This is a genomic window from Pantoea sp. Ap-967 (assembly GCF_011752565.1).
GTDB lineage: Bacteria > Pseudomonadota > Gammaproteobacteria > Pseudomonadales > Pseudomonadaceae > Aquipseudomonas.
This window is the reverse complement of the sequence record NZ_VWXK01000039.1, coordinates 43,044-55,267: the sequence shown is the minus strand read 5'-3', so window position 1 is coordinate 55,267 and position 12,224 is coordinate 43,044. Positions and strand designations below refer to the sequence as shown.

11 protein-coding genes and 2 tRNA genes are annotated in these 12,224 nt (G+C 61.2%); 12 read left to right on the top strand and 1 reads right to left on the bottom strand.

Going from position 1 to position 12,224, the window contains the following annotated elements:
* Positions 1-155: 155 nt before the first annotated feature.
* A complete protein-coding gene (gene yhbY, locus F3J45_RS26745; RefSeq protein ID WP_167070162.1) occupies positions 156-464 on the bottom strand; it encodes a ribosome assembly RNA-binding protein YhbY in 309 nt (102 codons plus the stop codon).
* A gap of 102 nt (positions 465-566) precedes the next feature.
* Here yhbY and rlmE point away from each other — a divergent pair, with 102 nt between their 5' ends.
* The 12 genes from rlmE to rbfA all read left to right on the top strand — a co-directional run bounded on the left by rlmE (position 567) and on the right by rbfA (position 12,223).
* Positions 567-1,193: a 23S rRNA (uridine(2552)-2'-O)-methyltransferase RlmE gene (gene rlmE, locus F3J45_RS26740; protein ID WP_167070160.1), complete on the top strand. Its 627-nt coding sequence runs from the start codon at positions 567-569 to the stop codon at positions 1,191-1,193.
* Between the two features lie 192 nt (positions 1,194-1,385).
* Positions 1,386-3,299 (top strand): ATP-dependent zinc metalloprotease FtsH, encoded by a 1,914-nt coding sequence (gene ftsH, locus F3J45_RS26735; RefSeq protein ID WP_240158543.1) that lies wholly within the window; start codon positions 1,386-1,388, stop codon positions 3,297-3,299.
* 8 nt (positions 3,300-3,307) lie between these two features.
* Positions 3,308-4,159, top strand: coding sequence for a dihydropteroate synthase (gene folP / locus F3J45_RS26730; protein ID WP_167070156.1), 852 nt, complete (start codon positions 3,308-3,310; stop codon positions 4,157-4,159).
* Positions 4,160-4,175: 16 nt separating this feature from the next.
* Complete coding sequence (gene glmM, locus F3J45_RS26725) at positions 4,176-5,516, top strand: phosphoglucosamine mutase (protein WP_167070154.1); 1,341 nt, start codon at positions 4,176-4,178, stop codon at positions 5,514-5,516.
* A gap of 66 nt (positions 5,517-5,582) precedes the next feature.
* Positions 5,583-6,338: a triose-phosphate isomerase gene (gene tpiA, locus F3J45_RS26720; protein WP_167070152.1), complete on the top strand. Its 756-nt coding sequence runs from the start codon at positions 5,583-5,585 to the stop codon at positions 6,336-6,338.
* A 4-nt stretch (positions 6,339-6,342) separates the two neighbouring features.
* Complete coding sequence (gene secG / locus F3J45_RS26715; RefSeq protein WP_167070150.1) at positions 6,343-6,738, top strand: preprotein translocase subunit SecG; 396 nt, start codon at positions 6,343-6,345, stop codon at positions 6,736-6,738.
* Between the two features lie 21 nt (positions 6,739-6,759).
* Positions 6,760-6,845 (top strand) — tRNA-Leu (locus tag F3J45_RS26710).
* Positions 6,846-6,945: 100 nt separating this feature from the next.
* A tRNA-Met gene (locus F3J45_RS26705) sits at positions 6,946-7,022 on the top strand.
* 130 nt (positions 7,023-7,152) lie between these two features.
* Positions 7,153-7,611, top strand: a complete 459-nt coding sequence (rimP, locus tag F3J45_RS26700; protein WP_054885662.1) for a ribosome maturation factor RimP — start codon at positions 7,153-7,155, stop codon at positions 7,609-7,611.
* A 59-nt stretch (positions 7,612-7,670) separates the two neighbouring features.
* Positions 7,671-9,152, top strand: coding sequence for a transcription termination factor NusA (gene nusA / locus F3J45_RS26695; RefSeq protein ID WP_167070148.1), 1,482 nt, complete (start codon positions 7,671-7,673; stop codon positions 9,150-9,152).
* 27 nt (positions 9,153-9,179) lie between these two features.
* Positions 9,180-11,708, top strand: coding sequence for a translation initiation factor IF-2 (gene infB / locus F3J45_RS26690; protein WP_167070146.1), 2,529 nt, complete (start codon positions 9,180-9,182; stop codon positions 11,706-11,708).
* A 116-nt stretch (positions 11,709-11,824) separates the two neighbouring features.
* On the top strand, positions 11,825-12,223 hold the full coding sequence (gene rbfA, locus F3J45_RS26685; RefSeq protein WP_085677211.1) for a 30S ribosome-binding factor RbfA: 399 nt from the start codon (positions 11,825-11,827) through the stop codon (positions 12,221-12,223).
* The last annotated feature ends 1 nt before the right edge of the window (position 12,224 follow it).

Genomic DNA, 12,224 nt, shown 5'->3' with positions numbered 1-12,224 from the left:
TGCACAAGGCGCACAATCGTGTTTCGTCGTAAGCTTTTTCATGGTCTCGCCCTCGCTGCCGTTGGCTTCTTAGAACGCCACCGTGGCACTGTGATGCCTCGGCGGGGGCGAGTCCATTTAATTACAGGTGGGGCGCCGGTAGTGGCTCCGCTCCGTTACTTGTAACGGTGGATATTGGACAGCTGCTTGTTCGGCTGTGGGTTCTTGCGATAGATCAGCGCTTTCTTGCCGATGGTCTGCACCAGCTCGGCACGGCCGGCCTTGCACAGCTCGGCAATGGTCGCAGCGCGTTCTTCGCGGTCTTCCGAGCGGATTTCGACCTTGATCAGCTCATGGTCGACCAGTGCCCGCTCCAATTCGGCGATCACGCCTTCGTTCAAACCGTTGCCGGCAACGATCAGGACCGGCTTCAGGTCATGACCAATGGACTTGTATTGCTTCTTCTGCTCGTTATTGAGCGGCATAATCTGACCCTTTCCGTCTGATTCTGTAAAATTGACCGGCATTTTACCCGAGGGCCACCGGCTCCGCCCAGTCAATCACGACGCATATCATCGAGGTGCCCCGTGGTACAACGTTCCAAAAGCAGCGCAAACTGGCTGCGAGAGCATTTCAACGACCCTTTTGTCAAACAAGCGCAGAAGGATGGCTACCGCTCGCGTGCGAGCTACAAACTGCTGGAGATCCAGGAAAAGGACCGCCTGATCCGCCCCGGCATGAGCGTGATCGACCTGGGCGCGGCCCCTGGGGGCTGGTCGCAGGTGACCAGTCGTCTGATCGGCGGCCAGGGCCGGCTGATCGCCTCCGACATCCTGGAAATGGACTCGATCCCCGACGTGACCTTCATCCAGGGTGACTTCACCCAGGACGAAGTGCTGCAGCAAATCCTCCAGGCGGTCGGCGATTCGCACGTAGACCTTGTGATTTCCGACATGGCCCCCAATATGAGTGGTACGCCTGCGGTGGACATGCCGCGAGCCATGTTCCTCTGCGAGCTGGCCCTGGATCTGGCGACCCGCGTGCTCAAGCCGGGCGGGGACTTCCTGATCAAGATTTTCCAGGGCGAAGGTTTCGACATGTACCTCAAGGACGTGCGCAGCAAGTTCGACAAGGTGCAGATGCGCAAGCCGTCGTCGTCCCGGGACCGTTCCCGTGAACAGTACCTGCTGGGCAAGGGTTTCAAAGGGGTATGAGGCGTAAAACGGGGTGGCCGATAGTTATTTCCAATCGGCCGTCCCGTCTGGATCGTCCGAACTTCGTGTAGTCTAGCTTTCACAAAGGGTTACAGACGGTGCCTGCGGATGCGTAGGTAATGTAGTAAGTTAGGGCGATGAATATCATGCGAGGCACGGCTGCGTCGTGCGCCGGCCTCAGAGGGTAGCGAATTGAACGACATGGCAAAGAATCTGATCCTGTGGTTGATCATCGCAGCCGTCCTGGTGACGGTGATGAACAACTTCTCCAGCCCTAACGAGCCGCAGACCCTCAACTACTCCGACTTCATCCAGCAGGTCAAGGATGGCAAGGTCGAGCGGGTGACCGTCGACGGCTACATCATTACCGGCAAGCGCGCCGACGGCGACAACTTCAAGACCGTGCGCCCGGCCATTACCGACAATGGCCTGATCGGCGACCTGGTCGACAACCACGTGGTGGTCGAAGGCAAGCAGCCCGAGCAGCAGAGCATCTGGACCCAGTTGCTGGTCGCCAGTTTCCCGATCCTGGTGATCATCGCCGTGTTCATGTTCTTCATGCGCCAGATGCAGGGCGGTGCCGGTGGCAAGGGCGGGCCGATGAGCTTCGGCAAGAGCAAGGCGCGCCTGCTTTCCGAAGACCAGGTCAAGACTACCCTGGCCGACGTCGCCGGTTGCGACGAAGCCAAGGAAGAAGTGGGCGAGCTGGTCGAGTTCCTGCGTGACCCGGGCAAGTTCCAGCGCCTGGGTGGCCGCATCCCGCGTGGCGTGCTGATGGTTGGCCCGCCCGGTACCGGTAAAACCCTGCTGGCCAAGGCCATCGCTGGCGAAGCCAAGGTGCCGTTCTTCACCATTTCCGGTTCGGACTTCGTCGAAATGTTCGTCGGTGTCGGTGCCAGCCGTGTTCGCGACATGTTCGAACAGGCCAAGAAGCACGCCCCGTGCATCATCTTCATCGACGAGATCGACGCCGTTGGCCGCCACCGTGGCGCCGGCATGGGCGGCGGTCACGACGAGCGTGAGCAAACCCTCAACCAGTTGCTGGTGGAGATGGACGGCTTCGAAATGAACGATGGCATCATCGTCATTGCCGCCACCAACCGCCCGGACGTGCTCGACCCGGCGCTGCTGCGCCCTGGTCGCTTCGACCGCCAGGTGGTTGTCGGCCTGCCGGACATCCGTGGCCGTGAGCAGATCCTCAAGGTGCACATGCGCAAAGTGCCGGTGGGCGACAACGTCAACCCGGCGGTCATTGCCCGTGGTACCCCAGGCTTCTCCGGTGCCGACCTTGCCAACCTGGTCAACGAAGCGTCGCTGTTTGCCGCACGCTCCAACAAGCGCCTGGTCGAGATGAAAGAGTTCGAACTGGCCAAGGACAAGATCATGATGGGCGCCGAGCGCAAGACCATGGTCATGTCCGAGAAAGAAAAGCAGAACACCGCGTACCACGAAGCCGGCCACGCCATCGTTGGTCGCCTGGTGCCCGAGCACGACCCGGTGTACAAGGTGTCGATCATTCCCCGTGGCCGTGCCCTGGGTGTGACCATGTTCCTGCCCGAGGAAGACCGTTACAGCCTGTCCAAGCGTGCGCTGATCAGCCAGATCTGCTCGCTGTACGGCGGCCGTATCGCCGAGGAGATGACCCTGGGCTTCGACGGTGTCACCACCGGTGCCTCCAACGACATCATGCGCGCCAGCCAAATCGCCCGGAACATGGTCACCAAGTGGGGCCTGTCGGAAAAACTCGGCCCGCTGATGTACGCCGAAGAGGAGGGCGAGGTGTTCCTCGGCCGTAGCGCGGCCAGCCAGCACGCCAGCGTCTCCGGCGAAACGGCCAAGCTGATCGACTCGGAAGTGCGCAGTATCATCGACCAGTGCTATGCCACGGCCAAGCAGCTGTTGACCGACAACCGCGACAAGCTCGACGCCATGGCCGAAGCCCTGATGAAGTACGAGACCATCGACGCCGAGCAGATCGACGATATCATGGCCGGCCGTACCCCTCGCGAACCGCGCGACTGGGATGATGATTCGGCATCGGGCAACTCCGCGACCCAGGGCGACCGCCCGGAATCGCCGATTGGCGGCCCGGCTGCACAACACTAAGGGCACGTATGAGCTCACAGCTGTACCCAACCCGGTTGCCTTGCGGCAACCGGGTTCTTGATTTGTCCCGTACCCATGTCATGGGTATTCTCAACATCACCCCCGATTCCTTCTCCGACGGTGGCCGTTTCAGCCAGCGCGACGAGGCGTTGCGCCATGCCGAGGCGATGATCGCCGCGGGCGCCACGCTGATCGATATCGGTGGCGAGTCGACCCGCCCTGGTGCCCGTGCGGTCAGCGTGACCGAGGAGCTGGAGCGGGTGGCGCCGATGGTCGAGGCCATCAACAGCCGTTTCGACGTGGTCATCTCGGTGGATACCTCCACGCCTGCAGTCATTCGCGAGTCGGCCCGCCTTGGTGCGGGGCTGATCAACGATGTTCGCGCGCTGGAGCGCGACGGCGCGCTGGATGCTGCCGCAGACACCGGCTTGCCGGTGTGCCTGATGCACATGCGGGGCGAGCCGGGCAACATGCAGGACGACCCGCATTACGAGGATGTGACGGCCGACGTTACGCGCTATCTTGAGCAGCGGATGGCCGCATGCGCAGCGGCGGGTATTCCGGCCGAGCGCATCGTGCTCGACCCAGGCTTTGGCTTCGCCAAGACACTGGCGCATAACCTGAGCCTGTTCAAACACATGGAAGCGCTCTATCGCCTGGGTCGCCCGCTGTTGGTGGGCGTTTCACGCAAGAGCATGATCGGCCTGACGCTGGAGCGTCCGGTCGGTGAGCGACTGTACGGCAGCCTGGCGCTGGCGGCCCTGGCCATGACCAAGGGGGCCAGTATCCTGCGCGTCCATGACGTGGCCGAGACCGTCGATGTGGTGCGCATGATTGCCGCGGTACAGAACGCCGAATAAGCACATTGGAGTCGCTATGAGCAGAAAATACTTTGGCACCGACGGCATCCGTGGCCGTGTCGGTGAATACCCGATTACCCCCGACTTCATGCTCAAGCTGGGCTGGGCGGCGGGCATGGCGTTCCGCAAGCAGGGCAAATGCCAGGTGCTGGTGGGCAAGGACACGCGCATTTCCGGCTACATGTTCGAGTCTGCCCTTGAGGCCGGCCTGTCGGCCGCAGGCGCCGACGTGCTGTTGCTCGGGCCGATGCCGACCCCGGCCATCGCCTACCTGACGCGCACCTTCCATGCCGAAGCGGGCATCGTCATCAGTGCTTCGCACAACCCGCACGACGACAACGGCATCAAGTTCTTCTCGGGGCAGGGCACCAAGCTGCCCGACGAAGTGGAGCTGATGATCGAGGAATTGCTCGACCAGCCGATGACCGTGGTCGATTCGAGCAAGCTCGGCAAGGTGTCGCGCATCAACGATGCCGCTGGCCGCTACATCGAATTCTGCAAGAGCAGCGTGCCGAGCAGCACCAGCTTCGAAGGCCTCAAGCTGGTGATCGACTGCGCCCACGGTGCCACCTACAAGGTTGCGCCCAGCGTGTTCCGCGAACTGGGCGCCGACGTAACGGTGCTGCACGCTCAGCCCGACGGCCTGAACATCAACGAAAACTGTGGCTCCACCCACATCGAGTCGCTGCAGGCGGCGGTGCTGGTTGGCCACGCCGACCTCGGCATCGCGTTCGACGGTGACGGCGACCGGGTGTTGATGGTCGACCATACCGGTGCGATCGTCGACGGCGACGAACTGCTGTTCATCATTGCCCGTGACCTCAAGGAACGCGGCAAGCTGCAGGGCGGCGTGGTGGGTACGCTGATGAGCAACCTGGGCCTGGAACTGGCGCTGCAGGACCTGGATATCCCGTTCGTGCGGGCCAAGGTCGGCGACCGCTACGTCATGGCCGAACTGCTTGAGCGTGACTGGCAGGTAGGCGGCGAGAACTCCGGCCACGTGGTGTGCTGCAACCACACCACCACCGGTGATGCGATCATTGCCGCGCTGCAGGTGCTGATGGCGCTCAAGCGCCGTGGTGAAACCCTCGCGCAATCGCGCCAGGCGCTGCGCAAGTGCCCGCAGGTGTTGATCAACGTGCGCTTCGGCGCAAGCAAGGTCGACCCGCTGGAGCACGCCGAGGTGAAGGCAGCCAGCGCCAAGGTGACCGAGGCCATGGCGGGCCGTGGGCGTGTGCTGCTGCGCAAGTCCGGCACCGAGCCGCTGGTGCGGGTGATGGTCGAGGGCGACGACGAAAACCAGGTGCGGACCCATGCCGAAGCCCTGGCCAAGCTGGTCGCGCAAGTTTGTGCCTGAAAGAGGCTTGCCAGCGCAGATCGGGTTGGGTAAGATCTGCGCCCACTTTGACCGACGAGGTAAAGCATGCGTCGCCCCATGGTAGCTGGTAACTGGAAGATGCACGGTACCCGCGCCAGCGTCGCTGAGCTGATCCTGGGCCTGGGCAATATGTCCGTGCCGAGCGGTGTCGAAGTCGCGGTGTTTCCACCGGCCCTGTTCATCAACCAAGTGGTTGATGGGTTGCAAGGCAAGGGAATCACTGTCGGAGCACAGAATTCTGCAGTAAAGCCTGAACAAGGCGCGCTGACCGGTGAAGTTGCACCGAGTCAGTTGGTTGAAGCCGGTTGCAAGTGGGTACTGATCGGTCACTCGGAACGTCGCCAGATCATCGGCGAAAGTGAAGAAGTGCTGAAAGAGAAGTTTGCAGCGGCTCAACTTAGTGGTTTAATGCCGGTGCTCTGCGTAGGGGAAACCCTTGAAGAGCGCGAGGCAGGCAAGACCCTCGAAGTTGTCGGGAGTCAACTAAGCAGTATCATCGACGCGTTCGGTGTTAAGGCTTTTGCCAAGGCTGTAATTGCTTATGAGCCGGTTTGGGCCATTGGCACAGGTTTGACGGCTTCGCCTCAACAAGCTCAGGATGTGCATGCAGCCATCCGCGCACAGTTGGCGGCCGAAGACGCCGAAGTTGCCGCAAGCGTGCAGCTTCTCTACGGCGGCAGCGTGAAGGCGGCCAATGCGGCCGAACTGTTCGGCATGCCGGATATCGATGGGGGGCTCATTGGTGGAGCGTCCCTGAACGCAGACGAATTCGGTGCAATTTGTCGCGCCGCAGGAAACTGAACAAATGCTGGAAACAGTTATCGTTGTTTTTCATCTGTTGGCAGCGCTGTCGCTTGTAGTGCTGGTTCTGCTTCAACAGGGTAAAGGTGCGGAAGCAGGTGCATCTTTCGGCGCAGGTGCTTCAAATACTGTGTTCGGAAGCCAAGGCTCTGCTACCTTCCTGAGTAAATTGACTGCAATACTCGCTGCCACTTTCTTTTTGACAGCACTTGGGTTAGGATACTTCGCGAAGCAACAAGCTCACCAGCTTAGCCAAGCAGGTCTTCCAGATCCAGCAGTGCTAGAAGTGAAAGAGCAGCCAAAGCCGGCAGTTAATGATGATGTACCGGTGCTCCAGGAACAGAAGAGCGACACCACCAGCAAAGGTGATGTACCTCCTCCGGCCGAAGAGCAGAAGTAACGGGTTTCAAGTAGTAGTATTGCCGAGGTGGTGGAATTGGTAGACACGCAACCTTGAGGTGGTTGTGCCCATAGGGTGTAGGGGTTCGAGTCCCCTTCTCGGTACCAATTGAAGCTTGAGAGCCCGCTTTAGCGGGCTTTCTTGCAGGTGAAGGTTTGGGTTTGACCCTCAAGCGGGTTAAGACTTATACTTTCGCCCCAGCTTTGTCGCGGGGTGGAGCAGCTTGGTAGCTCGTCGGGCTCATAACCCGAAGGTCGTTGGTTCAAATCCAGCCCCCGCAACCAGCTCCAGCAGAGCCCCTTTTCAGGGGCTTTTTGCTAGCCGAACAGTTTACGGCGTCGTTGTCCAACGGCGCTTTCAGGGATGGGCGCTTCGCCCATTTTTTATTTGCACAGCATGCACGAGGGGGTTCAGGTGTCGAGCAAGCTAGAACAGTTGCAGGCCTTGTTGGCCCCGGTGGTCGAGGGTCTGGGCTATCAGTGCTGGGGGATCGAGTTCGTATCCCAGGGTAAGCATTCGGTACTGCGCATCTATATCGACAAGGAAGACGGGATCCTGGTGGACGACTGCGAAGCGGTCAGCCGTCAGGCCAGCGCGATCCTCGATGTGGAAGATCCGATCAGCAGCGAATACACCCTTGAGGTCTCCTCTCCAGGCATGGATCGCCCACTGTTCACTCTGGAACAGTTTGCCTCGCATGCCGGTGAACAAGTGAAGATCAAGCTGCGTTCACCCTTTGAGGGTCGTCGTAACTTCCAGGGCCTTCTCCGCGGTGTGGAGGATCAGGACGTGGTGGTCCAGGTGGACAACCAGGAGTTCCTGCTGCCGATCGACTCGATCGACAAGGCCAATATTATTCCCAGTTTTGACTGAGACGTGCCGGGCCCGGCGGACTATCCGGGCCCAATGGCTTGCGCAAGGCGAGGCGTACGATGAGCAAAGAAGTACTGCTGGTTGTTGAATCGGTATCCAACGAAAAAGGTGTACCGCCCGGCGTCATTTTCGAAGCGCTGGAAGTGGCCCTGGCTACTGCAACCAAAAAACGTTTTGAGGACGAAGTCGACCTGCGTGTGGAAATCAACCGCCACACCGGTAGCTATGAAACCTTCCGTCGCTGGACCGTGGTCGACGAAAACGACCTGGACGACCCAGCGATCGAAACCTGGCTGGACAAGATCAAGGACACCCATCCCGAAGCCAAGATCGGCGACGTGATCGAGGAGAAGATCGAGTCCATCGAGTTCGGCCGTATCGCCGCCCAGACCGCCAAGCAGGTCATCGTGCAGAAGGTCCGTGAGGCCGAGCGCGCCCAGGTGGTCGACGCCTACCGCGAGCGGGTCAACGAGATCATCTCCGGCACCGTCAAGAAAGTTACCCGCGACAACGTCATCGTTGACCTGGGCAACAACGCCGAGGCCCTGCTGGCCCGCGAAGACATCATTCCACGTGAGACCTTCCGTGTTGGCGTGCGCCTGCGCGCGCTGCTCAAGGAAATCCGCACCGAGAACCGCGGCCCACAGCTGATCCTGTCGCGCACTGCGCCACAGATGCTGATCGAGCTGTTCCGCATCGAAGTGCCGGAAATCGCCGAAGGCCTCATCGAAGTCATGGCCGCCTCCCGTGATCCGGGTTCGCGTGCCAAGATCGCCGTCCGCTCCAAGGACAAGCGCATCGACCCGCAAGGTGCCTGCATCGGCATGCGCGGTTCGCGTGTCCAAGCCGTATCCGGCGAGCTGGGTGGTGAGCGTGTGGATATCGTCCTGTGGGACGAGAACCCGGCGCAGTTCGTCATCAACGCCATGTCGCCGGCTGAAGTCGCGGCGATCATCGTTGACGAAGATGCCCATGCCATGGACATCGCCGTTGCCGAGGACAACCTGGCCCAGGCCATTGGCCGTGGCGGTCAGAACGTTCGTTTGGCCAGTCAACTGACCGGCTGGACCCTGAACGTGATGACCGAGAAGGACATCCAGGCCAAGCAACAGGCTGAAACCGGCGACATCCTGCGCAACTTCATCGAGGAACTGGAAGTCGACGAGGAGCTGGCCCAAGTGCTGGTCGACGAAGGCTTCACCAGCCTCGAAGAAATTGCCTACGTACCGTTGGAAGAAATGCTCAACATCGATGGCTTTGACGAGGATATCGTCAATGAGCTGCGCGCTCGTGCCAAGGACCGTTTGTTGACCAAGGCCATCGCTACCGAAGAAAAACTGGCAGACGCCCATCCGTCCGACGACCTGCTCTCCCTCGAGGGCATGGACAAGGACCTGGCAGCGGAACTGGCGGTGCGCGGCGTGGTTAACCGCGAAGACCTGGCCGAGCAGTCGATTGACGACCTGCTCGACATCGACGGCATCGACGAAGAGCGTGCCGGCAAGTTGATCATGGCCGCCCGAGCCCACTGGTTCGAGTAATTAGGCGCGGCCTGAGGAGAGAAGTGCATGACGCAAGTCACGGTGAAAGAACTGGCCCAAGAGGTCGAGGCACCGGTAGAGCGCCTGCTGCAGCAGATGCGTGAGGCAGGTCTGCCGCACACCGACGCCGGTCAGGTAGTGACCGACAATGAGAAGCAGACCCTGCTGTCTCATTTGAAGAGCAGCCACAAGAGCAAGGCGGAAGAGCCGCGCAAGATTACCTTGCAGCGCAAGACCACCAGCACCCTGCGTGTCGCCGGTAGCAAAAGCATCAGCGTAGAAGTACGCAAGAAGAAGGTTTTCGTTCAGCGCAGCCCGGAAGAAATCCAGGCTGAGCAGAAGCGTGAGCAGGACGAGCGCCGCGCGGCCGAAAATGCCGCCCGCGACAAGGTCGAGGCCGAAGTGCGTCAGCGCAACGAAGAGCAGGCTCGCCGTCAGGCAGCCGAAGCCGTTGCTGCTGCCCCGGCGCCTGCCGCCAAGCCAGAAGCCGCGCCTGCCGCTGCCCCGGCTCCGGTAGTTGCCGACGCCCCGGCGTCCGAAGACGCCGCTGCCCGTGCCGCCGAGCGCAAGAAAGACGAAGCCCGTCGCAACGAAGGCCGCACCCGTGACGACGACCGTCGTCGTGGTGAAGCGCCACGCGTTTCGATCAAGGTCAAGGTCAAGGAGAAGGAAAAAGCGCCTACTCCACGTGCCGCTCCACGCACCACCGACGAAGAGAGCGATGGCGCTCGTCGTGGCCGTGGTGGCAAGAGCAAGCTGAAGAAGCGCAACCAGCACGGCTTCCAGAACCCGACTGGCCCCGTCATCCGTGACGTGACCATCGGCGAGACGATCACCGTCTCCGAACTTGCCCAGCAGATGTCGGTCAAGGCCGCTGAAGTCGTCAAGTTCATGTTCAAGATGGGCACTCCGGTCACCATCAACCAGGTGCTCGACCAGGAAACCGCTCAGCTGATCGCCGAAGAGCTGGGCCACAAGGTCACCCTGGTCAGCGATACCGCCCTGGAAGACTCCCTGGCCGAATCGTTGAAGTTCGAAGGCCAGACCGAGTCGCGTGCACCGGTGGTTACCGTCATGGGTCACGTTGACCATGGTAAGACCTCGCTGCTCGACTACATCCGTCGTGCCAAGGTTGCCGCTGGCGAAGCCGGTGGTATCACCCAGCACATCGGTGCCTACCACGTGGAAACCGACCGCGGCATGGTCACCTTCCTCGATACCCCAGGCCACGCCGCGTTCACCGCGATGCGTGCCCGTGGTGCCAAGGCCACCGACATCGTCATCCTGGTGGTGGCGGCGGACGACGGCGTGATGCCGCAAACCCGCGAAGCTGTTCAGCATGCCAAGGCAGCTGGCGTTCCGCTGGTGGTTGCAGTGAACAAGATCGACAAGCCGGGTGCCGACCTTGATCGCATCCGCAACGAGCTGGCCGTCGAAGGCGTCACCTCCGAGGACTGGGGTGGTGACACGCCGTTCGTCAAGGTGTCGGCGAAGATGGGTACCGGTGTCGACGAGCTGCTTGAAGCCGTTCTGCTGCAAGCCGAGATCCTCGAACTGACCGCCACCCCGACCGCGCCTGGTCGTGGCGTCGTGGTTGAATCGCGCCTGGACAAGGGCCGTGGCCCAGTGGCCACCATCCTGGTTCAGGACGGTACCCTGCGTCAGGGCGACATGGTCCTGTGCGGTTCCAACTATGGCCGCGTTCGCGCCATGCTCGACGAGAACGGCAAGCCTGTGAAGGAAGCCGGCCCGTCGATCCCGGTCGAGATCCTTGGCCTGGACGGTACCCCGGAAGCCGGTGACGAGCTGTCCGTGGTGGCCGACGAGAAGAAAGCCCGCGAAGTTGCCCTGTTCCGTCAAGGCAAGTACCGCGAGGTCAAGCTGGCCCGTGCTCACGCCGGCAAGCTGGAAAACATCTTCGAGACCATGGGTCAGGAAGAGAAGAAGACCCTCAACATCGTCCTCAAGACCGACGTGCGCGGTTCCCTGGAAGCACTGCAGGGTTCCCTGGGCGGCCTGGGCAACGACGAAGTTCAGGTTCGCGTCATCGGTGGCGGCGTCGGTGGTATCACCGAAAGCGACGCCAACCTGGCGCTGGCTTCGAATGCAGTACTGTTCGGCTTCAACGTGCGTGCCGATGCCGGCGCGCGCAAGATCGTCGAGCAGGAAGGTCTGGATATGCGTTACTACAACGTGATCTACGACATCATCGAAGACGTCAAGAAGGCCCTGACCGGCATGCTCGGCAGCGACGTTCGCGAGAACATCCTGGGTGTCGCCGAAGTGCGTGATGTGTTCCGTTCGCCGAAGTTCGGCGCCATCGCTGGCTGTATGGTCATCGAAGGTACCGTGTACCGCAACCGTCCGATCCGCGTACTGCGCGAAGACGTTGTGATCTTCGAAGGCGAGCTGGAATCGCTGCGTCGCTTCAAGGACGACGCCTCGGAAGTGCGTTCGGGCATGGAGTGCGGTATTGGCGTCAAGAGCTACAACGACGTCAAGGTCGGCGACAAGATCGAAGTCTTCGAGAAAGTCCAGGTTGCTCGTACCCTCTAAGGGCGGGCAGGGCGCCAGCCCCCGCCGCAGGGCGGTGGGCAGCGCCTCAGTAGGTAGCGCCCGGTCAGGCATCAGCCTGACCGGGCGTTTGCCGCTTTAAGTTACAGGTAGCAAGAATGGCCAAAGAATACAGCCGTACCCAACGTATCGGCGATCAGATGCAGCGTGAGCTGGCCGAGCTGATCCGCCGTGAAGTCAAAGACCCGCGCGTCGGCCTGGTGACCATCACCGCCGTCGACGTCAGCCGCGACCTTGGCCACGCCAAGGTGTTCATCACCGTGATGGGCGAAGAAACGCCAGACGCCGTGCAACAGTCGCTCAAGGCCCTGAACAGCGCCGCAAGCTTCCTGCGCCTGCACCTGGGCCGCTCGATGCAGCTGCGCAGCGTGCCGCAGTTGCACTTCCACTTCGATGAAAGTGTCAGCCGTGGTGTTCACCTGTCGGCACTGATCGAACGTGCAGTGGCCGAAGACCGCCTGCACAAGGATGCCGACGAGCCGGACGCCAAGGAGTAAG